Genomic DNA, 22,220 nt, shown 5'->3' with positions numbered 1-22,220 from the left:
TCTTTTCGGCACGATGCACTTGATCAACCGGGACACAGACGGCAAATAGAACGGCGGGAGGAAAGCAGCCTCCTGTCCCTGCCCTTCTGCCCCGTCCTTGTCCATTCTCATCAGGTGTGCCGTCCATGCGCAAAATGTCTGACCGCGCCGGTCCTCCGTCCCGCGCGGCGGCGGCCGCCTCCCATAAATCGCACTCCCCTGCAGCACAAAAGGGGCCGTCGGCAAGTGCGAACCCGAAGAAGGGCGCCGCCGCGCCACTGCGGAAACCCAAATCCCCCAAGACGGGAGAAAAGCGGCCAGCCGCCTCAATGGCCGAGAACCAGAAGGACGATCAAGAGCCGCAACGCATCGCCAAGGTGATGGCACGAGCCGGTTTATGCTCGCGCCGCGACGCAGAAGTCTGGATCAGCGACGGCCGGGTCAGCGTCAATGGAACCGTCATCACGCAACCCGGGGTAAACGTCAGCGACGCGGACGACATCCGCATCGACGGCGTCAAGCTTGGCCCGCGCACCCATACGCGCCTTTTCCTTTTCCATAAGCCGCGCGGTCTGGTGACAACCAACCACGACCCGGAAGGCCGGCTGACCGTTTTCGATTATCTTCACGAACATCACCCGGATCTGCCGCGTGTTCTCAGCATTGGCCGGCTCGACATCAATACTGAGGGGCTATTGCTGCTCACCAATGACGGCGGCCTCAGCCGTCTCCTCGAGCTACCGACGACAGGTTGGGTCCGCCGCTACAGGGTACGGGCCAATGGCACGACGAATCAGGCTGTCCTCGACCGTCTGCGTGAAGGCGTCACGATAGATGGGGTCGATTATGCCGGGATCGAGGCCGTGCTCGATCGCGAACAAGGCGCCAATAATTGGCTTACGCTTAGCCTGCGCGAAGGTAAGAACCGAGAAGTCAAACGCGTCCTGGAACATATCGGCCTCGCGGTGAACCGATTGATCCGCTTGTCCTTTGGACCCTTTCAACTGGGCGAACTGCCGGAGGGCGGGTTGAGCGAAGTGCGCACGCGGGTTCTCCGCGATCAATTGGGGCCAAGCCTCGCCGCCGCCGCTGGCGTCGACTGGACACGGCATGACGAGGAGGAGAATGCTCCTTCTGTCCACGGACGGCCCCAAGGATCGCCCCAAGGATCGAAGCCGTCGGCGAAAGCAACGACCCTCGAAGCGCGTGGGGCGCCGCGCGGCAAACGGATGGATGAGAAACCTGCCACTGGCCGAGACGCCCGGAAGCCGGCCCGCATCACACAGGATAGCGTCAAGCCACGGCCGCAACAGGACACTCCAAGAGAAAAAGTCTCCAGAACGACTGCGGCCCATTCGCGCAAACATATTTCAACGCTTCGCGGAGAGGATGAGGTCCGCAAGACCAATGCGCCGCGCAAGAAAATCGAATCGCAGGATATTGCTGACAGGAATGGGCGCGTCGTGAAAGTCGAACGCCATATTCCCACCGCATCAAATACCACAACAATTGCACCAACCAGCCGCAACGCCAAACGCTTCGCCGCCGGTCATGCGGCTACGGCAAGGGCTGAAAGAACAGCGGAAAGAGCCGAAAAACTCGCAAAATTTGCGGCCAATTCCGGCAAGGACAACCGCATCGAGAAGGGAAATCGCGATAAGGGCGCATTCAAAGCGTCCGGCAAGCGGGAACAGGGCGCGCAGCAGGAATTCGGAAGAGCCGCAACCGGTCGCCCGGACCCGAAACGCGCCAGCGGCAAATTTTCCGCCAAATCAGCAGCGTCCGGACCTGCTCGGGGCAAACCCGCCTCGCCTTCGCCCCGCCCCAGGCGCTCGGACAATATGGGATCCGGCAAAAAGCCTTGAGTTTCAGCGGTGAGAATCATTGGCGGCCGCTTGAAAGGCCGGACATTGAGGGGGCCTCCCACGGCCGCGACCCGTCCGACCTCGGACCGGCTGCGGGAAACCCTGTTCAATGTTTTGGAACATTCCTACGGTGATCCGGTTGCGGATGCGGCGGTTCTCGATCTTTTCGCGGGGACTGGAGCTCTTGCTTGCGAAGCGCTCTCGCGCGGAGCGCAACGCGCCCTGCTCATCGAGGAAGCACGAGCCCCTATCGCCGTCATTCAGGCCAATCTCGAGAGTCTCGGACTGAGTGATCGGGCGCGTGTTGTACGGCGAGACATCAGGCGGCTTGGCCCCGCGATGACAAAGGAAACGCCATTCACACTCGCCTTTCTCGACCCACCCTATGGAAAGCGGCTCGCGGAACCCGCCCTCGAGGCATTGGCCAAGGGAGAATGGCTCGCTCAGGATGCACTCACCGTGATTGAGGAAAGCTCCGAGGCCACGCTCCTTCTGCCATCAGCTTTCGTTCACGTCGAAACGCGGATTTATGGTGAGACCAAACTGGTTTTCACTCGTTACAGCAAGTCGCCTTGATCGCAACCTGGCGGGATCAAGCAGGTCTATCCGAAGACCACTTCCTGCCACGGATGGGATATGCCGTCGTCTCTTGGCGTCACCTTTCGGTGACAGGATGAAGTCCCTGCATTGGAAGAACCCTTATGGCCGAGACCGTTGCAAACGCCGCAGGGGCACCACCAGTGGAACCCAAAATCCTTTTTCTCCCGCAAAATGGCTGGATTCCCAATAATCCCCGTCTGCCAGTCCTGCTCTACAGGACGGATCTCGCGGCGACGCCTGATCTTGCGCACCACTTTGAAACCCTGTTCCGGGAAACCGGCTGGCCGCCGCAATGGAGGAACGGAATTTTCCCGTTTCATCACTATCATGCCGCCTCTCATGAAGTGCTCGGCATAGCGGCAGGAACGGCACAGGTCATGCTTGGTGGTCTTGGTGGTCCCGTCGTGGGTCTTTCCGCTGGCGATGTCACAGTCCTCCCGGTCGGCACTGGCCATTGCCTGTTGGTGGCAAGTCCGGATTTTCTGGTCGTCGGTGCCTATCCGCCCGGCCAGGATGGAACCTACCAAACCAGCAAACCGACACCGGCGCAGATCGAGATGATGGAGCAGCTCCCCTTCCCCGCCTCCGATCCCTTGTCAGGAGCACAAGGCCCATTGCCCCGTCTGTGGCATAAGGCCAGGCCCCATTGAAAAGTCTCCCTGAAAAATTTCATTCAACAAAACCGGCCGCGATCGTGGGGAAATCTTTGGAAGGGAGCGTTCCATCATGACATTTCCATCCAAACCGGTCTTGCAAGCTGGGCCCAAGGCCGTCATTCTGACGGTTCCATGAAGGCATGATGGGAGAAGCCCATGACCATCATCGAACATGATTTCGGAAAAAAGGATCGCGACAAGGTACGCCGCTTCGCGCAATTGCTAAGCCTCGAGGCACAGCACGAAGCGAAAGTCCTCGCCAATCCGATTCCCTATCTCGAACGTGCCACAGAGCGGATCTCACAGCTCGAAATGGCTCTTCTTGAAGCGTCGAACGCCGCCAATTTCACCTTGGGTGAAAAACCTGCGTCGGAGCCAGAAAAGGTCGAGATCGACAAGGCCGAATACGAGCGGCTCCTGCGCTGCAAGACATTGGTTGAAAACGCGATCAAGAAACTCTGACTGTGTCGAGGATCGTCGATATATCAACATCAGAAGAAGTCTCGCCGTATTGATCGTGCCAAAGTGCGGATAGCCCCGCAACCTCCGAACCGCGAGTTCGTTCACAGTTAGCGAAAATGCTGGTGACATTCATGCTCACTGGCACCGACGTCGTTGATGCCCAGGCGTCCGCGGTGCGCGGATACACCTGCGCCTATCCGGAAGTCGAGACATGCCGGCTCAGCGCTCTCCTCGCGCTTAAGGAATGATCACCGCTTGGGATGATTGTGATTACGCGGCCAGCTCATTCCGCTTGAACATCGCCAGACGCCCACAACAATCCTTCGCCATCGGTTCCCATATGCCGGAGAGCAAATATCGATCACCCTCCTCCGGTCTAAAATTGTACGTGCGCTCCAAAGACAAACGTCCGCCCCGGAAAGGGATGAAACAGAGTGTAGCTTTCATTATTGATATTATCGATACCCAGATTGATCCAGGTTTGATCGTTCAGTTTATATTGCGCACGAACGTCGGCAACGACGAAACTGTCGAACGAGCCATAGACGTTTGAGACGACATCCGTATTATCCATGGTCGAATATTGTTTGCCGCTGTAGCGCATCGCCGCCGTCAAGGCCCATTCCTTTGTCGGATGATAGGTCAGAGCCGCCGTCACGCGCCAATCGGGAACATAGGGAACCCGTTTGCCAACGACTGTCGTTCCAGTGGAGCTTGCCCAGCTTGTATCCTTGATGATGCGGGAATCGACATAGGTCACACTGCCGAGGGCTTCAAGCGCGTCAAAAAGGAAGTGCTCTTTCTGAGCCGCCAGTTCCACGCCGGTATTGCGGATCGCATCCACATTCATCACGTAATTATAGGGGATTTGCCCGGTGAGATAGGCAGTTTGAGAAATAATGGCATCGTTGACATTCTCATTGAAAACCGAAAGCCGCACCCGGCCGTCATCGAGTTTTCGTTCGATGGCAAGTTCTTCGCTCAAGACATTTTCTGGTCTCAGGTTGGGGTTCGGTATCGCATAGGTCGAGCCCGTTGAAATGATCTGATAAAGTTCGGTAACGGTCGGGAAACGATAGGCCTGACCGAAGGAACCCGTGATCTCCCATTCCCGCGAGGGCGTCCAGGCGATCGACAATTTGGGCGAGAACCGCAAGGCGTTGAGCGTAGGCTGGCTCGTGGAAATCGTGCCGGTCACCGCCCCGGCACTATTCGTCGTTGTCGCAAGATTATAGCCGCCGAGTGCCTCCCATTGCTCCAGCCGCCCGCCAAGCGTGAGTTTGAAACCGGGCGCAAAACGCCACGCGTCCTGTGCCCAGAGCGCTTTTGTGACGGTCGTGCCACGTCCCTTCGAATAGACAAGGCCATTCGACTCCGACGCACCGTTCCAGATATCCGTCCCATAGGTCGGATTCATCAGGAAATAGCGATCACCATGCAGACCAAAACTGACCTCATGCTCGCCCCCTGGCCCTGTGGGACGCCAGATCCCTTTGAAATCACCATTAATCCAATTGGTGCCATCAAGGCGCGCAGCCTTTCCATTGGCCGAGAAACCAACCCCAGTCGCCGTGACGCCAAACGGATTTTTCTGTGTGTCATGCAGAAAGTAATAATTGGAAAGGGACAGATCCCAATCGAAGACGCCATCCGTATGCGACCGGAACGCAAGTGCATTGGTCAGATGTTCCTCAAGCAACGTATAATTGCTGTTGGCAAAGCTCGATATGCCTGCAAATGTTGGCGCTCCCGTCGCATCACGCAAATAGGTTTGCACGGATGAATTGGCGTGGTTAGACCAATATCCGACCTGATAGGTCATCCGCAGCGATGGGGTGATATCGAACGCGAATTTTCCCGAGAGATTCACCATTTGTGTATGCAGCAATCCACCGGCACCGAGAACATTGGCCGGCGTACCAAGTTTGTTGAGTGCAGCGAAAGCGCCACTTGTATTGGCCGGGAATGTGGAACTCGTCACGAAGGAAAGCGGCTGGCTGTAGCTGTTCTGGTAATTGCCCGTCAAAAACCAGGAGAAATCACCGCTTTTATTTCCAATCGCGATATTGGTCTGATCCGTGCGATAAGTGTCCTTCGTGCCATAACGATTGAAGGTCTGAAAGGCTTCATTCTGGCTTAAGACGGCGATCGGCTTGTCAGGCATGCGGGTGGTGATCTGCAGGACGCCGCCCATGGAATTACCGGGAAAGGCAGCGGCAAAGGGACCATACAGAAAATCGACGCGATCAATCTCTTCGGGCGAAACCAATCCCCAGCGCGGTGCACCAAGCGTGTTGTTGTTGGCGATCAGTGCCGACAACAGCAAATCATCGGCATAAACGAGACTCCGTGCGCTTGAATTGACACCCCAGGTGCGCGTGGCAAGCACAGGCTGCGTGTCGCCATAATTCCGTTTACGGACGAAGAGGCTGGGGAAATATTTCACCGAATCCTCAGTATCGATAATGTTGATCGTTTGAGCAATGGTCGCAGCAGTCGCGCTATGGGAGGTCTGCGGCAGTTGGAACCGCTCCTTGATCGGCGGAACTGTCAGGTCCTGCATGAAAGCAGAGGTCGTATTCGCACCGGATTCCACAATATCGATGGCGGGCAGTTCCAATGCATCCTGGCCATAGGCGGCGTTATAAGGACCAGCACCTGCGGAAGCTAGCAAAGCCAAAGGCAGGCGCAACGACGCACAAGTCCGGCGCGTCGGGCGGTGAGCCGAGCGAAGATGACGTTTCATGAAAATTTCCGGAAGAGCCCGCTGAAAAACGGCTCACACAACAAGGGAAAAGCAAATTCGTCGCGCTCAGGATCGTGAGCATCGCTGTCTGGTGGCCGTCCCAATCTGGCAGATCCGGTTTGACCGCGATCGCCACCCCATATCGAGGTATTGATCGCGCTAAGCCTCTATCTCAGGAAGAATTGGCGGCCTCAAACACGGCAGATTGTCCGAGAAGTGCGACACACTTGAGATCGGACAGACCATCAGGCTAAACGGATGAATTTTGCCAGTGACGCTATGTGTATCCCACATCCAATGGATGTGGGATACACATCAGAGCCTTACCGGCGGACCGCGCGCAAAGGCAGTACGCACGCTCTCGCGTGCGTCGAGGAATAGATCCGAAATGGGCGACAGCACTGCCGCCAGAACACGGAATGGAAAAAGGCCAAAATCAATTTCTGATGGTGTCGACCCATCATCGCCCGCCCCCACCGCCGACACATAAAAACCAACGAGCGTGAAAGCTTCATCTGGCAGAACAGGGACATGAACCGGCGTACCGTCATGCCGGCAAATATCCAGGAATGAAGCGGCGAGATCGAAATCTGCCCGAGAGGGCGTGGGAATGAAGGCAACAATCAGTGCCTGCAGGGCAAAAACATAGGCTGCAAGCGCGGAAATCCAGCGCCGCTCCTCTCTCCTCGCCTGTTTCGCCCTGTGTTTCACCGAAGGATCCGGTCTAAAATATCATGGCGTGACTATGCGCCGCCCTTTGCGGGATGCAAGAGCTTAACAGTATCGATCTGCTCTTTCAGGCAAGTTTTGGAAGGATTTTCCTCAGATCAGTTCCCGCGAGAGAAGCTTTCGTATCTTGAGCAATCCGGTCCCCTGATCATCCTGCGATCGAATCGTATCGACAAGCGATCCATCTCTGCCGATCAGAAAAATCGTCGCCGTATGATCCACTTCGTAATTGGGGTTCTCCTTCACGACAGGAATGCTGACGATATGATACGCACCAAGCATGGTTTTAACCGACTCCGGCGTGCCGGTAAGCGCAACGATCCGACCAGCAAAATTCCGAAGATAGTCACGCAGGACCTCAGGCGTGTCGCGTTGCGGATCGACCGTGACAAAAACGAAGGGTAATTCCGCCGTCGACCCAAGCTCGGCTTGCCAAACACTCATATCGGCGAGTGCCGTGGAACAAACATCATGGCAATGTGTATAGCCGAAGAAGAGAACCAGCGGCTTACCACGAAAGCTCGCCTGCGTGACCATTGTGCCGTTTTGATCGACCAGGGAGAAAGCGCCGCCAAAATTCCTTGCGTCAGCCGAATGCATGCGCGAGCCATTCATGCCAAGAGTGATGAGAGCCGCCGCGCCGCCGCCGACGAGCACAAGCGTCACCAGCATCCAGAAAAGCGAGCGCTCCGCTCTTCGCGTCCTCATCCCCTTCCTCCACGCGACCTGCCAACCATCAACACTTTATATCGGCAGGCTTATCGCGTTTTTGTTGTGACCGGATTTCGTACCGGGATTTGAAAAGCCTGGAAATACGATGGCTTAGAAAGCTGATCCGCGAGGAGCAAACCAACCCATTCCTAAACCTCGATCACCAGAACATGCACCGCCGGCTTCTTACCCCAGGCACCCGCCACAGCATTCCGCACGGCTTTTTCGATCGATGAAGAGACGAGATCAGCATCCCGCCGTTTTTGCCGCGGCAAATGATCGAACGTCTGGAACAGAGCCTCATCCACGACAACATCGATTGACGTGCCATCCTGCGTGCGGTTCGGCATTCCGGCGATGACCACATCCGGTACGCCTGCCAGTTCACCTTTCGCCGTGATCGCCATGCCGATCGTCACGATACCTGAAAAAGCGAGTTTCTGGCGGTCCCGCAACGCGTCATCATCAGCCTTGATAAGACTGTTGCCATCCTTGAGCAGGCGCCCGGATGGCGCTTCTCCAATGATCGCCGGCTGTCCCGGCGCCAATATGACAATATCGCCATTGCGTGCCCGGACGACCTGTTCGGCACCTTGCTCCAGAGCAAAACGCGCGTGTTCGGCAAGATGAATATCCTCGCCATGCGCCGGCACGGCGATCTTCGGCCGTACCCATTGATACAATTGTTCGACCTCGCCACGGCGTGGATGCCCGGAGGCATGGACCAGCGCGTTACGATCGGTGATCACCTCGACGCCAGCGCGAATGAACTGGTTGATGATACGTCCGACCTCACGCTCGTTCCCTGGGATGGTTCTCGACGAGAAGATCACGCAATCGCCTGGATGCAGATTGACGACCTGATGTTCACCTTCGGCAATCCTGGCAATGGCCGCTCGGCTCTCACCCTGACTGCCTGTCGCCAGAATGACCACCTTTTCACGAGGAAGATGTGGATAGGCATCCATGGAGAGAAAAAGGGGAACACCGTCGAGATAACCGAGGTCACGGGCAATTCCGACGACACGTTCCATAGCGCGTCCGACCATAACAACGTTGCGATGCGCCGCCATCGCCGCTTCGGCAACCGCTCGGATACGGGCGACATTGGAAGCGAAGGTCGTGACGACGACACGGCCCTGGGCGGTCCCGATAATTTCATGCAAGGTGCGGGCGACATCACCTTCCGAAGGGCTCACACCGTCACGCAGAATATTCGTCGAATCCGAAACGAGCGCCAGAATTCCTTCGTCACCGAGTTCGGTCAGACGCTGGGCATCCGTCTTCCTGCCAAGACCCGGTTCACCATCGATCTTCCAATCGCCCGAATGAATAAGCGTGCCGACCGGAGTCCGGATCGCCAGCGCGCAACTTTCCGGAATCGAATGCGCCATTGCGATGAATTCGATCGTGAAGGGGTCAAGCCGCAGGACCTCACCCTGATCGACAGTCAGGATCGGTACTTCGGGCGCACCAGGTTCGGCAAGACGCTTGGTTTCCAGAAGGCTAGCGGCGAAACGGGTGGCGTAGATCGGACAGCGAAGCCGTGGCCACAGGTCGGGAAGTGCTCCGATGTGATCTTCGTGAGCATGGGTAATGATGACCGCGACGAGATCGTCACGCAATCTTTCAATGAAGGCTGGATTAGGCAGAATCAGGTCAATGCCGAGATATTCTGGCCCTGCGAAGGCCAACCCGCAATCGACCGCGATCCATTTTCGCCTGGTGCGCGGGCCAAAGCCGTAGAGCGCGAAATTCATCCCGATTTCGCCGAGCCCACCAAGCGGTACGAACACAAGTTCGTTTTCGACGTCGCTCATCGTGGAGACCTTTCTTCTCCGTGATGCACAAAGTCGAATTGCGCCAGAAAGTTCAGGACAAATCGGCTATCTGGCCGTGAACGGGATCGAGACAGGTGAACACCAAACCGGATTTCTGACTCCTTACCCAAAACCATTCCGAAATCCCGTTCTGACAATGACCAACCCGATTTATGGTGGAGCGTTTAGGAAAACATCTCCGGCTTCGATCACTTTTTCGCCCTGGGGTCCAGCCAGAATCAAACGTCCCTGAGAATCAATCGTCTTAAATATTCCCTCGATACGCTCATTCTGTCGAGCAATCGTAATCGATTGACCGAGATGCGCCGCATATTTTAGCCATTTCGCCCGAATTTGGGCAAAATTTTTCCCTTCTGCCCAAACTTCAAGCCATGCCGCAAAACACGACGACAAATGCCGGAACATCGTCACCGCGCGCGGTTCACTTCCTTCCCCCCCTATCGACGGAATCTTGGCCAAGGCTGTCGCTGGATAAGGCGTATCCAAGGGATTGGAATCGCAATTGACACCGATTCCAATCACGCAGATGCGCTTACCATCAGGCCGCACCGTCGTTTCAAGCAGGATTCCGGCGAGCTTCGCGCCATCGAATAAGAGATCATTCGGCCATTTAATTCCGAGCCGAGGATTATCGCCGACCAAAGCCCCCACTGCTTCGGCGGCCGCAACCCCCGCGACGAAACCCAGTTCAGGCAGATGCAATGGCAGTGCCGGATCAATCAGCAGCACGCTCGCATAAAGGTTGCCTGTGGGAGAGGACCACACACGTCCGAGACGCCCGCGTCCACCCACCTGTTCATCGGCAACCACCCACAAGCGGCCAGCCTCACCGGCCAAGCCATGTTTCAGGGCTTCGTCATTGGTCGAGCTCACCTTTTCCAGGTGAACCAGCCTGAAGTTTTGCGCAAGGGCTGTTTCACCAAGCTCGAACAGAGACACCATCCTCTTTTACAGAACGATCCTCATGGCCCATCAAAACAGGGACTTCGCGGCAACCGTCGTCGCTTCGACGAAGGCACCGGGATAGACGCAAAGGAACAGGATCAAGAGGCTTGTCACCGCGAGCACAGCGGCAACTGTCGGCGAAGGTCGGTCGAAGGCCGGAGCCGGTTCGTCGAAATACATGACCTTCACGATGCGCAGATAATAATACGCCGCCACCGTGCTCATCAGCACGCCAATGATCGCCAAGGGATAAAGATGAGCCTGAATAGCCGCGTTGAAGACATACCACTTAGCGAAGAAGCCCGCGAGCGGCGGAATACCGGCCAGGGAAAACATCATAATCGCCAGGAAGAAAGCGATGGCTGGACGGGTCCGCGCAAGCCCGGCGAGATCGCTGATCTGCTCGACATAGACCCCGTCGATCCGCATCGACAGAATGGCGGCGAAAGTGCCAAGCGTCATGACCAGATAGATCGCCATATAGGCGAGGACACCCTGCACGCCGGCTGGTGAGTTGGCCGCCAGCCCGACAAGCGCGAAGCCCATGTGGCCGATCGACGAGTAAGCCATCAGACGTTTGATGTTTGTCTGTCCAATCGCCGCGAAGGAACCGAGCGCCATAGACAGGATGGAAATGAAGACGATGATCTGCTGCCATTGTGTATGGATGCCGGGAAAAGCAGTGATCATGATGCGGATCGTCACCGCGACCGCAGCAAGCTTGGGTGCGGAGGCGAAGAAGGCGGTGACGGGAGTGGGAGCACCTTCATAGACATCCGGCGTCCACATATGAAACGGCACGGTGGACATTTTGAAGGCGAGACCGGCCGTCAGGAAGACGAGACCGAAGATGACCCCAAGCGATGCCTCACCATGCAGGGCGGACGCTATACCCGTAAAGTTCACCGTTCCGGCGAAGCCATAAATCAGCGACGCGCCATAGAGCAACATGCCCGACGACAAGGCTCCGAGAACGAAATATTTGAGACCCGCTTCGGAAGCTCTGACATTATCACGGTGAAAAGCCGCGATGACATAAAGCGCGAGCGACATCAACTCGAGACCAAGATAGAGCGCGATCAGGCCGGTCGCCGAAATGAGCATCAACATGCCAAGGGTCGAGAGGACGATCAGGATCGGATATTCGAACTTGTCGATCTTCTCGCGCGCGAGATAACTTTGCCCCATAATCAGGCTCACGAGCGAGCCAATGAGGACCAGAACTTTCATGAAACGGCCGAAGGGATCATCAATAAAGGAGCCGTCGAACAGGTTCAAAGCTGTCTTATGGCCAAGCACAATGCTCAGGATCGCAAGGCCCAGCACACCGACCGCCAGTTCCGTCATCGGCCCATCCGAGTCCTTGCCTCTTATGGCGCCAAGCAGCAGCAGCAACAGCGCACCAACCGCCAGAATGAGTTCCGGAAGCGTATGCGCGAGAACGACGGAAAGCGGGGTCATCGGTCAGCCCTTATACGATTTCATCTGCAGTTCGGAGCGCAACAGCACAACAAGCCGATCCAAACTCGATAGGAATTTCTTCGTCGATCGAAACGAAAAAGATAGATCAGGAAGCCGATGCCATCGAGCTGAGGGTCTCCGCCGACATCATCTCACTTCCTTCAGACTTCAAATGGCGCCGATCACGATTCCTCATGATCGACAGGGTATTACGCAAAGTGGCCGACATTGCTTTCAATGCACGATCGGCAATGCCAGGGACGCCGTATGGGAAGCCGAAATGGCCGCATCATAGCCACGGATCAAAGCCTCGACCGAAGCGGCGCAACCGTCGAGAATGGGTCCGGGATGAAAGCCATAATAAAGTGTGAGCCCAAGAAGCGGTGCGAGAAGCGCAATCTCGCGGGCGGAAAGATCCAGCAGGTTCCTAAGCGACGCCTTTTCGAGCACCCCGAAGATCACACGGCGATAGAGATAGAGCGCATAGGCCGCAGAGAAAATAACACCCGTCGCGGCGAATAAAACCACCGTGCTGTTAATCTGGAACGTGCCCATCATGGTGAGGAATTCACCGATGAAGCCCGACGTGCCCGGCAAGCCGACATTGGCCATCGTCAGGATCATGAAGGCTACGGCATAAAGCGGCATGCGTTCGACAATGCCCCCATAGGCCGCGATCTCGCGCGTATGCAGACGATCATAGACGACACCGACGCACAGAAACAACGCGCCAGCGACGAAGCCATGCGACACCATCTGGAAGATAGCGCCCTGCACGCCCTGCTCCGTCATTGAGAACAGCCCCATCGTCACGAAGCCCATATGCGCGACGGAAGAATAGGCAATCAGCTTCTTCATATCCGTCTGCACGAGAGCGACGAGAGAGGTATAGATAATCGCTATCACCGAGAGAGCGAAAACCAGCGGGGCGAAATAGGCCGACGCTTCCGGGAACATAGGAAGCGAGAAACGGACGAAACCGTAACCGCCCATCTTGAGAAGGATACCGGCCAGAATGACCGAACCGGCGGTCGGAGCCTCGACATGGGCATCAGGCAGCCAAGTATGGACCGGCCACATCGGCATTTTGACGGCAAAGGAGGCAAAGAACGCCAGCCACAGCCATTTCTGCATGGATGCCGGAAAAGCTGTCTTCAGCAAAACCGTAATGTCTGTTGTCCCGGCGACTCCATACATGGCCATGACGGCGAGAAGCATAAGGAGAGAGCCGACGAGCGTATAAAGGAAGAATTTGAAACTCGCGTAGACACGCCGTTGACCACCCCAGATACCGATGATGAGAAACATCGGTATGAGACTGCCTTCGAAGAACAGATAGAAAAGGATCGTATCGAGCGCGGTGAAGACGCCGATCAGCAGACATTCGAGGACGAGAAAGGCGATCATATATTCCTTGACCCGCATGGAAATCGATTCCCACGAGGCCAATATGCAAAACGGCATGAGAAATGTCGTCAGCAGCAGGAAGAGGATCGACATCCCGTCGACACCGAGCTTGTAGACTAGACCGGAACCGAACCAGCTTCTTTCCTCAAGAAGCTGAAATGCCGCCGTCGTCGAATTGAATAAAGTGTAGGCATAGACCGACAAGGCAAAGGTAATGAGTGTCGTGATCAGCGCCGCCCAGCGGGCACTCGACCGGCTTGCGTTGCTATCCCCTGGAATGAGTGCAACGAAAACCGCACCTATAAGGGGAAGCGCAATGAGTGCGGAGAGGATTCCAAAACCGAACATTAGTGCACCCCTCCGACGACATAATAGGTAACGATCGCGGCGACACCGATAAGCATGGCGAACGCATAATGGTAGATATAGCCGGTCTGTAGCTTGACGACGCGGCGGGTAACATCGACCACGGCGGCCGAGACGCCATCCGGTCCGAACCGATCGATCGTTCCGAGATCGCCTCTTTTCCAGAACACGCGGCCGAGCCAGAAGATCGGCCGAATGAGCAGCAAGTTATAGATCTCGTCGAAGTACCATTTATGGAGGAGGAAATTATAGATGATCGGATTGGTCTGCGCCCAGCTGTGTGCAGTGCCTGGCCGCAGGATATAGACATAGAGTGCGACGAGGAAACCGAGCAGCATCATGATCGTCGGCATCAGGCCGGCAAGGCGAGGAATTTCCTCCATCGCATGGAGAATATGATTGTCCGGACCGGTGAAGAGAGCCCCCTTCCAGAAGCCTTCATAACCTTCGCCGATAAAGAGATGAGCGAAGAGTAGACCAGCGAAGAGTGCTCCGGCGCCGAGGATCAGCAGCGGCAAGCGCATAACCAGCGGAGGTTCATGGGGATCCAGCGCATGACCATGCCCATGATCATCGTGGCCATGATCATCTGCAGCGTGACCACCATGAGCACCAGCCGTGGCAAGACCGTCATGTGCCAGCTCATGCACGACCTCCGCATCCGCACCCCATTTGGCGGGACCAAAGAAGGTCATGAACACAAGCCGCCAAGAATAGAAGGACGTGAGGCCAGCGGCAACGACCGTGGCGACATAGCCATACATGGCGCCCGTATGATGCGAGGCGAATGCCGCTTCGATAATGGCATCCTTGGAGAAATAGCCAGCCGTCAGCGGAAAGCCGGTCAGAGCCAGAGTGCCGAGCACCATCATCCAATAAGTGAAAGGGATTCGGCTCCGCAAGGCACCCATCATGCGCATATCCTGCTCATGATGCATCGCATGAATGACGGAACCTGCGCCAAGGAACAGAAGCGCCTTGAAGAAGGCGTGGGTGAACAGATGAAACACACCGACCGAATATGCACCGACACCCAGCGCGACGAACATATAACCAAGCTGCGAACAGGTCGAATAGGCGATAACGCGTTTGATATCGTTCTGGACGAGACCGACGGTCGCGGCGAAGAAGGCCGTCGTCGCGCCAATGATGATCACGAATGTGGAGGCATCCGGAGCCTGTTCGAAGAGCGGCGAGAGGCGTGCGACCATGAACACACCCGCTGTCACCATAGTCGCGGCATGGATGAGCGCCGAGACCGGCGTGGGACCTTCCATCGCGTCAGGCAGCCAAGTGTGCAGCAGGAATTGGGCGGATTTACCCATAGCGCCCATGAACAACAGCAGACAGGTAATCGTCAGAGCGTCGAAATCGTTCCCGAAGACGAAAAGATGCTTGCCCGCCAAGCCCGGAGCCGCTGCGAAAATCTGGTCGAAGGAGACGGACCTGGTCAGTATGAAAACGAGGAAGATACCGAGCAGGAAGCCGAAATCACCAACACGATTGGCAACAAAAGCCTTGATGGCGGCCGCGCAGGCCGATGGCTTTGTATACCAGAAGCCAATCAACAAATAGGAGGCAAGACCGACGCCTTCCCAGCCAAAGAACATCTGCACGAGATTATCGGCAGTGACAAGGCTCAGCATGGTGAAGGTGAAGAGCGACAGATAGGCAAAGAACCGCGAGCGCGACGGATCTTCATGCATGTAGCCGATTGAATAGAGATGTACCAGGGCCGACACCGACGTGACAACGACGAGCATGACCGCCGTCAAAGTATCGATGCGCAAGGCCCAGTCGACCTGCAAAATCCCTGAATTAAACCAGGACGCGATCACTTCGGTGGGCACCTTGCCCGGCCCGAGCCCCACCTGAACAAAGGTGATCCAGGAGAATATGGCAGCGACAAACAGCAAGGTCGTCGTGATGATTTCCGAGGCGCGCGCACCAATGACACGGCCGAAAATTCCGGCGATCAGAAAGCCGGTGAGCGGGAGAAAGACGATTGCGGCATGCATAACCGGCTCAACCCTTCATCAAATGGATATCTTCGACCGCGATCGAACCGCGGTTTCGATAGAAGGTTACGAGAATGGCGAGACCGATCGCCGCTTCCGCCGCTGCGACCGTCAGAATGAACAAGGCGAAAACCTGTCCGGTGAGATCTCCGAGATAGGCCGAGAAGGCGACTAGGTTGATATTGACCGACAAAAGGATCAATTCCACCGACATCAGAATGATGATGATATTCTTCCGGTTGAGAATGATGCCGGCGATACCGATTGTGAACAGGATCGCGGCGACCAGAAGATATTGAGTGAGAGGAACCGTCATGGTTTCAACCTCTTTAACATGTGACGTCAGAGTCCCTTGCCCGAAGCCACCTTGTGGATTTCAATCGCGTCGGCGGGCGTGCGGGCATTTTGTTCGGCAATATTCTGACGCTTGACACCGACCTTGTGATGCAGCGTCAGGACAATGGCGCCGATCATGGCGGTGAGCAGCACCAAAGCCGCGCCCTGGAACAGATAGGCATATTGCGTGTAAAGAACGCGGCCGAGCGCCATCGTATTCGTCATGCCGGGCGGCACCGGCGTCGTGACGGCGGCGACGGAGCCAGAACCCGCTACCCAATTGCCAAGCACGAGAAAGAGCTCAACGAGCACCACTGCACCGATCAAGGCGCCAATGGGCAGATATTGGAGGAAACCCTGTTTGAATTCCGTGAAATCGACGTCCAGCATCATGACGACGAAGAGGAACAACACCGCTATCGCGCCGACATAGACCACAACGAGTATCATCGCCAGAAATTCAGCGCCGAGCATGACGAAAAGACCGGCCGCATTACAGAAGGCAAGGATCAGGAAGAGGACGGAATGGACCGGATTGCGCGCGGCAATGACCAGGATGGCCGATACGATCATGACCGTCGAAAATAAAGTGAAGAAAAACGCGGGCACGTCCATGGTCGTATTCCTCACCGGTAGGGTGCGTCGAGCGCGATATTGCGAGCGATCTCACGCTCCCAACGGGCGCCATTGTCGAGGAGGCGTTGCTTGTCGTAGTAAAGTTCTTCTCGGGTTTCGACAGCGAATTCGGCGTTCGGTCCCTCGACAATGGCATCCACCGGGCAGGCTTCCTGGCAGAAGCCGCAATAGATGCATTTCACCATGTCGATATCGTAACGCGTCGTGCGCCGCGTACCGTCATTGCGGCGTGGCCCCGCTTCAATAGTGATAGCCTTAGCTGGACAGATCGCCTCGCAGAGCTTGCAAGCGATGCAGCGTTCCTCGCCATTGGGATAACGCCGCAGAGCGTGCTCGCCCCGGTAGCGAGGCGATTGCGGGTTCTTTTCGTGCGGATAGTTCAATGTCGGCCGTGGCTTGAAGAAGTAGCGCATGGACAGCGCAAAAGCACCGACGAACTCCTTGAGAAAAAGCGCCTTGGCGGCAGAATCGAGTCTCATAGCTTTCCCTTGCAGAATTCCGTTTCCATTAGCGGGCGGGCAGGAACCAGCTCTTTCCGCTCAAGTGCTTCCGGTTCAGACCCTCAGGTTCGTTCGCCGGTTCCGGCCTATTGGCCCAATCCCGCGCCCCAGCCGGTGAAGTGCAGCACGCTCGCCACCACGATGACCATGAACAGGGAGATCGGAAGAAAGACTTTCCAGCCAAGCCGCATCAGCTGATCGTAGCGGTAGCGCGGCACGAACGCCTTCACCATCGCAAACATGAAGAAGAACAGACAGACTTTCAGCGTAAACCAGATGACGCCTGGCACCCAGGTGAAGGGCGGATATGGAATGGGCGACAGCCAGCCGCCGAAGAACATGATGGTCAACAACGCACACATGGTCATGATCGCCACATATTCGGCGAGCATGAAAATCATGTATGGCGTCGACGAATATTCCACCATAAAGCCGGCGACGAGTTCCGATTCCGCCTCGACAAGGTCGAAAGGCGGGCGGTTGGTTTCCGCAAGCGCCGAGATGAAGAAGATCACGAACATCGGAAACAGCGGCAGCCAATACCAGCCGAGAAGACCGAAACGCGTATCCTGCGCGACGACGATATCATTGAGGTTGAGTGAACCGGCGCAGAGCAAGACGGTCACGATCACAAATCCGATCGAAACCTCATAGGAAACCATCTGTGCTGCAGAACGCAGTGCCGATAGGAATGGATATTTGGAGTTCGACGCCCAGCCGCCCATGATGACGCCATAAACACTGAGCGACGAAATGGCGAAAATATAGAGAACACCGACGTTCAGATTGGCGATGGCCCAGCCGTCGCTCAACGGTATGACCGCCCAGGCAGCGAGCGACAACATCCCCATAACGAATGGCGCGAGAAGGAAAATGCCTTTGTTCGCGCCATCCGGGATGACCGGCTCCTTGAACACGAATTTGAGCATGTCGGCGAAGCTCTGAAAGAGCCCATAAGGACCGACGACATTCGGTCCGCGCCGCAATTGTACCGCCGCCCAGATCTTGCGGTCGGCATAGAGCACGTAAGCGATGAAGACGAGGAGGACCACCAGGAGCACGAGGCTCTTGACGATCATCAGGAGGAAAGGAATTACCCAGCTAGTATCGCTCATCGCACACCTGTCTGCTTATTCGGCCGCTTGTCGCGCCAAGCCCTGGGCCAAGGCCGAGCATTCAGCCATTACGGCGGAGGCGCGAGCGATTGGATTGGTTGCGTAGAAATCAACGACCGGAGAGACGAAGGGAATTTTGCCATCCGGCTCGCCGAGGCCCCCAAAACGGGACGGATCGATTGGATCAATCACGGCGATACCATCGATCTCGGCGAGATGGGGATGCGCCGCATAAAGCGCGCCGCGCAAACCAGCCAGGGAATCGAAAGGCAGACGCGTGCCGAGCACATCCGACAAGGCGCGAAGAATGGCCCAATCCTCACGCGCCTCTCCCGGCGGGAAATTGGCCCGATCGGACAATTGCACGCGCCCTTCCGTGTTGACGTAGAGACCCGATTTCTCTGTATAGGTCGCGCCAGGTAAAATGACATCGGCGCGCGATGCGCCGCGGTCTCCATGCGTGCCCTGATAGACGACGAAAGCGCCCGGCTCTATGGTGATTTCATCGGCGCCGAGATTGAACAGAACATCGAGCGCGCCGACCTTGGTCATAGCTTGCGTATCAAGCCCCTTCACGCCGTCCTTCTGTCCTGGCACGAAACCGAGATCGAGCGCACCGACGCGCGACGCCGCCGTATGCAGGATACCGAAACCGTTCCAGCCATCCTTGATGACGCCGAGCGCCACAGCCACCTTGATCGCGAGACCAAGCACTGCTTCGCCATCCGGGCGGGCCAGAGCCCCTTGGCCGACGAGCAGGACAGGCTTTTCTTTTTTGGCCGAAGGAAGACCAAGGAATGACGCAAGCGTCTCGGGACCCGCGCCAAGACATTCATAAGGATAAGTCAGATCCGCTTTTTCGCCGATAAGCCCAATGGGGAAATTGCCCTTGAGCCAGCGTTTGCGAATACGCGCATTGAAAACCGGAGCTTCCTTGCGCGGGTTCGAACCGACGATCATCAGAGCATCGGCTTCGTCGATACCTTCAATCGAAGGATTGAAGAGATAGCTCGCGCGGCCGAATTTGGGATCAAGCTTCACGCCATCCTGCCGGGCGTCCAGATTGATGGTTCCGATTTGGCGCATAAGACTTTGCAGCGCGAAGAGATCTTCGAGGCTGGCGAGATCGCCAGCGACAGCGCCGATACGATCGGCTGTCGTCATTTTCACCTTCTCTGCAATGACTGCAAAAGCCTCCTGCCACGTTGCTGCGACAAGCTTGCCGTCCTTGCGGATATAGGGTCTGTCGAGACGCCGCACCTTCAAACCATCAACAATTTGCCGGGCTTTGTCGGAAATCCATTCCTCATTTACGGCATCGTTGAGCCGCGGGAGAATACGCATGACTTCCCTGCCCCGCGTATCGATGCGGATGGCAGAACCCAAAGCATCCATTATATCGATCGCTTCGGTCTTGGACAGTTCCCAGGCACGCGCCTTGAAGGCGTAAGGCTTGGGCAGCAGCGCCCCGACGGGACACAGATCGGCGACATTCCCCTGCAGTTCGGAGGTCATCGCTGTTTCGAGATAGGTGGTGATCTCCATATCCTCGCCGCGACCGATCGCACCCATGTCACTGGTGCCCGCGACTTCGGCCGTGAAACGGACGCAGCGTGTGCAATGGATGCAGCGGTTCATCGAGGTCCGCACGAGCGCGCCGATATATTTGTCCTCGACGGCGCGCTTGTTCTCGATATAGCGGGAGGAATCGACGCCAAAGGCCATCGCCTGATCCTGCAGATCGCATTCACCGCCTTGATCGCATATCGGGCAATCGAGCGGGTGATTGACGAGCAGAAATTCCATGACGCCTTCGCGGGCTTTCTTCACCATGGGCGATTTGGTGAAGACTTCCGGCGGCTCGCCATTGGGCCCCGGGCGCAGATCGCGCACCGCCATGGCGCAGGAGGCCGCAGGCTTGGGCGGACCGCCCTTGACCTCGACCAGACACATACGGCAATTGCCGGCAATCGAAAGGCGCTCGTGGAAACAGAAACGTGGAATCTCCGCACCTGCGGTCTCGCAGGCCTGAAGCAGCGTATATTCCGGTGGCACGTCGATTTCTATGCCATCGACGATGAGTTTACTCATCTTTCAGGCTCCAAATTGCGGATCCAGGCACGGATCGTCAAACCAGTCATCAAGCCGGCCGCACCACGGCCGCATACACCCATCACATCGTCAGACAACATTCATCTATCGACATTCGATGTGCCAGGACCAAAATGCTCAAGCACAAGACCCAAACGATGTTCAATGCGGTGCAGACGTTCGTCGAGCTGATCGAGCCGACCACCGAGGCCGGCGAGGAGCACCTCGACCTGAGCGCTCACGGAGCCCGAACCTCCCGCCTGCCCTTTCTCGATCATTGTCAGACGTTCCTGGAGATCCTTGAAATCTTCCTGTGTCCGCGCAAACAACGTCTCGAGGCGATAGAGTGATTCCTGAACCGAGGCATCCCTGTCTTTACTCATAAGAATGCCTTTGGACGAACAAAAATTCGTAATCGCGCGATTTGCATCCGCGATCGTCGCTCATTCCGCCGCGACGCCGAAATCACCAACTGGCTCGCTATGCGGATTGGCCGCATATTCGTCGATGCGCTTTTCAATCTCGGAACGGAAATGCCGGATGAGGCCTTGCACCGGCCATGCGGCCGCATCGCCGAGCGCACAGATTGTATGCCCTTCTATCCGCGTGGTGACATCGAGCAACATGTCGATCTCACGCTTCTGCGCGCGGCCTTCCGCCATACGCATCATCACACGCCACAGCCAGCCCGTTCCTTCACGGCAAGGCGTACACTGGCCACAGCTTTCGTGTTTATAGAAATGGCTGAGACGGGCAATGGCGCGCACGATATCAGTGGATTTATCCATCACGATCACGGCCGCCGTACCAAGACCGGATTTCAATCCGCGCAACGTATCGAAATCCATCGGCGCGTCGATAATCTCATGGGCCGGGACACAGGGAACCGATGATCCGCCGGGAATGACCGCCAGGAGATTGTCCCAGCCACCGCGAATGCCACCGCAATGGCGGTCGATCAATTCCCGGAAGGGAATCGACATGGCTTCCTCGACATTGCAGCGCTTGTTCACGTGACCAGAGATACAGAACAGCTTGGTGCCCGCGTTATTCTTGGCGCCGAACCCAGAAAACCATGCAGCGCCCCGGCGCAGGATCGTCGGCGCTACAGCGATCGATTCGACATTATTCACTGTCGTCGGACAACCATAGAGCCCCATATTAGCCGGGAACGGCGGCTTCATGCGCGGCATGCCCTTCTTGCCCTCGAGCGATTCGAGCAGCGCTGTTTCCTCACCGCAAATGTAGGCGCCGGCGCCATGGTGGACGTAAATATCGAAGGGCCAACCGTGGATATTGTCCTTTCCGACGAGCTTGGCCTCATAAGCCTGGGCGATGGCGGCCTCAAGCCTTTCGCGCTCGAAAATATATTCGCCGCGGATGTAAATGTAGCAGGCATGCGCCTCCATCGCGAACGAGGCGATCAAACACCCCTCGATCAAGAGATGCGGATCGTTGCGCATGATTTCCCGGTCTTTGCAGGTGCCGGGCTCGGATTCATCGGCATTGACCACGAGGTAGGAAGGACGCGTTGGATCCGCCTTCGGCATGAAGGACCATTTGAGCCCGGTCGGAAAACCGGCACCGCCGCGGCCGCGCAGCCCCGACGCCTTCATCTCATTGATGATCCAGTCCTTGCCTTTTTCGATCAGGCCTTTGGTATTATCCCAGGCGCCGCGTGCCCGGGCCCCCTTGAGGCTCCAATCTCCAAAGCCATAGAGATTGGTAAAGATGCGGTCCTTGTCCTCTAGCATGG

Annotated in this window: 19 protein-coding genes; 4 read left to right on the top strand and 15 right to left on the bottom strand. The window is 56.6% G+C overall.

The features are described from left to right. The first annotated feature begins 125 nt into the window (after positions 1 to 125). The 4 genes from DL88_RS19215 to DL88_RS04710 all read left to right on the top strand — a co-directional run bounded on the left by DL88_RS19215 (position 126) and on the right by DL88_RS04710 (position 3,562). Positions 126 to 1,844: a pseudouridine synthase gene (locus DL88_RS19215; protein ID WP_169741538.1), complete on the top strand. Its 1,719-nt coding sequence runs from the start codon at positions 126 to 128 to the stop codon at positions 1,842 to 1,844. A gap of 9 nt (positions 1,845 to 1,853) precedes the next feature. Beyond that, the gene (gene rsmD / locus DL88_RS04720) at positions 1,854 to 2,420 is read left to right on the top strand and encodes a 16S rRNA (guanine(966)-N(2))-methyltransferase RsmD (RefSeq protein WP_034992665.1); all 567 of its coding nucleotides are present in this window, start codon (positions 1,854 to 1,856) and stop codon (positions 2,418 to 2,420) included. A 125-nt stretch (positions 2,421 to 2,545) separates the two neighbouring features. Further along, positions 2,546 to 3,094 carry a hypothetical protein gene (locus DL88_RS04715; RefSeq protein WP_051955592.1) on the top strand — a complete coding sequence of 183 codons (549 nt, stop codon included), beginning with the start codon at positions 2,546 to 2,548 and terminating at the stop codon, positions 3,092 to 3,094. A gap of 162 nt (positions 3,095 to 3,256) precedes the next feature. Beyond that, entirely contained in the window at positions 3,257 to 3,562 is a 306-nt protein-coding gene (locus tag DL88_RS04710; RefSeq protein ID WP_034992662.1) for a hypothetical protein, read from the top strand. A gap of 376 nt (positions 3,563 to 3,938) precedes the next feature. Here DL88_RS04710 and DL88_RS04705 read toward each other — a convergent pair whose 3' ends face one another. From DL88_RS04705 to nuoF, 15 genes are all read right to left on the bottom strand, one after another. Continuing rightward, complete coding sequence (locus DL88_RS04705) at positions 3,939 to 6,308, bottom strand: TonB-dependent receptor (protein WP_034992660.1); 2,370 nt, start codon at positions 6,306 to 6,308, stop codon at positions 3,939 to 3,941. A 315-nt stretch (positions 6,309 to 6,623) separates the two neighbouring features. Continuing rightward, positions 6,624 to 7,019, bottom strand: coding sequence for a hypothetical protein (locus DL88_RS04700; RefSeq protein WP_034992658.1), 396 nt, complete (start codon positions 7,017 to 7,019; stop codon positions 6,624 to 6,626). Positions 7,020 to 7,130: 111 nt separating this feature from the next. Further along, entirely contained in the window at positions 7,131 to 7,745 is a 615-nt protein-coding gene (locus tag DL88_RS04695) for an SCO family protein (protein ID WP_051955591.1), read from the bottom strand. Between the two features lie 152 nt (positions 7,746 to 7,897). Then, positions 7,898 to 9,568 carry a ribonuclease J gene (locus DL88_RS04690; protein ID WP_034992656.1) on the bottom strand — a complete coding sequence of 557 codons (1,671 nt, stop codon included), beginning with the start codon at positions 9,566 to 9,568 and terminating at the stop codon, positions 7,898 to 7,900. Between the two features lie 171 nt (positions 9,569 to 9,739). Then, complete coding sequence (locus tag DL88_RS04685; protein ID WP_051955590.1) at positions 9,740 to 10,531, bottom strand: biotin--[acetyl-CoA-carboxylase] ligase; 792 nt, start codon at positions 10,529 to 10,531, stop codon at positions 9,740 to 9,742. 30 nt (positions 10,532 to 10,561) lie between these two features. Further along, positions 10,562 to 11,995: an NADH-quinone oxidoreductase subunit NuoN gene (nuoN, locus tag DL88_RS04680; protein ID WP_034992653.1), complete on the bottom strand. Its 1,434-nt coding sequence runs from the start codon at positions 11,993 to 11,995 to the stop codon at positions 10,562 to 10,564. Positions 11,996 to 12,229: 234 nt separating this feature from the next. Next, positions 12,230 to 13,750: an NADH-quinone oxidoreductase subunit M gene (locus tag DL88_RS04675; RefSeq protein WP_034992650.1), complete on the bottom strand. Its 1,521-nt coding sequence runs from the start codon at positions 13,748 to 13,750 to the stop codon at positions 12,230 to 12,232. Further along, the gene (gene nuoL / locus DL88_RS04670; RefSeq protein ID WP_034992646.1) at positions 13,750 to 15,786 is read right to left on the bottom strand and encodes an NADH-quinone oxidoreductase subunit L; all 2,037 of its coding nucleotides are present in this window, start codon (positions 15,784 to 15,786) and stop codon (positions 13,750 to 13,752) included. The genes DL88_RS04675 and nuoL overlap by 1 nt, the downstream gene beginning before the upstream one ends. Before the next feature lie 7 nt (positions 15,787 to 15,793). Then, a complete protein-coding gene (nuoK, locus tag DL88_RS04665) occupies positions 15,794 to 16,102 on the bottom strand; it encodes an NADH-quinone oxidoreductase subunit NuoK (RefSeq protein WP_034992644.1) in 309 nt (102 codons plus the stop codon). Positions 16,103 to 16,128: 26 nt separating this feature from the next. Beyond that, entirely contained in the window at positions 16,129 to 16,737 is a 609-nt protein-coding gene (locus tag DL88_RS04660) for an NADH-quinone oxidoreductase subunit J (RefSeq protein WP_034992641.1), read from the bottom strand. Positions 16,738 to 16,748: 11 nt separating this feature from the next. Beyond that, positions 16,749 to 17,237 carry an NADH-quinone oxidoreductase subunit NuoI gene (nuoI, locus tag DL88_RS04655; RefSeq protein WP_034992639.1) on the bottom strand — a complete coding sequence of 163 codons (489 nt, stop codon included), beginning with the start codon at positions 17,235 to 17,237 and terminating at the stop codon, positions 16,749 to 16,751. Between the two features lie 107 nt (positions 17,238 to 17,344). Next, entirely contained in the window at positions 17,345 to 18,373 is a 1,029-nt protein-coding gene (nuoH, locus tag DL88_RS04650) for an NADH-quinone oxidoreductase subunit NuoH (protein ID WP_034992636.1), read from the bottom strand. A 15-nt stretch (positions 18,374 to 18,388) separates the two neighbouring features. Next, positions 18,389 to 20,464, bottom strand: a complete 2,076-nt coding sequence (gene nuoG, locus DL88_RS04645; protein WP_034992633.1) for an NADH-quinone oxidoreductase subunit NuoG — start codon at positions 20,462 to 20,464, stop codon at positions 18,389 to 18,391. 101 nt (positions 20,465 to 20,565) lie between these two features. After that, a complete protein-coding gene (locus DL88_RS04640) occupies positions 20,566 to 20,847 on the bottom strand; it encodes a hypothetical protein (protein ID WP_034992630.1) in 282 nt (93 codons plus the stop codon). A 60-nt stretch (positions 20,848 to 20,907) separates the two neighbouring features. Continuing rightward, positions 20,908 to 22,218 carry an NADH-quinone oxidoreductase subunit NuoF gene (gene nuoF, locus DL88_RS04635; protein WP_034992627.1) on the bottom strand — a complete coding sequence of 437 codons (1,311 nt, stop codon included), beginning with the start codon at positions 22,216 to 22,218 and terminating at the stop codon, positions 20,908 to 20,910. Positions 22,219 to 22,220 lie beyond the last annotated feature (2 nt).

The sequence above is a fragment of the Beijerinckia mobilis genome (genome assembly GCF_000745425.1).
Taxonomy (GTDB): Bacteria; Pseudomonadota; Alphaproteobacteria; order Rhizobiales; family Beijerinckiaceae; genus Beijerinckia; species Beijerinckia mobilis.
Note: the sequence above shows the minus strand (reverse complement) of the source record. Positions and strands in the feature narration are given on the sequence as shown.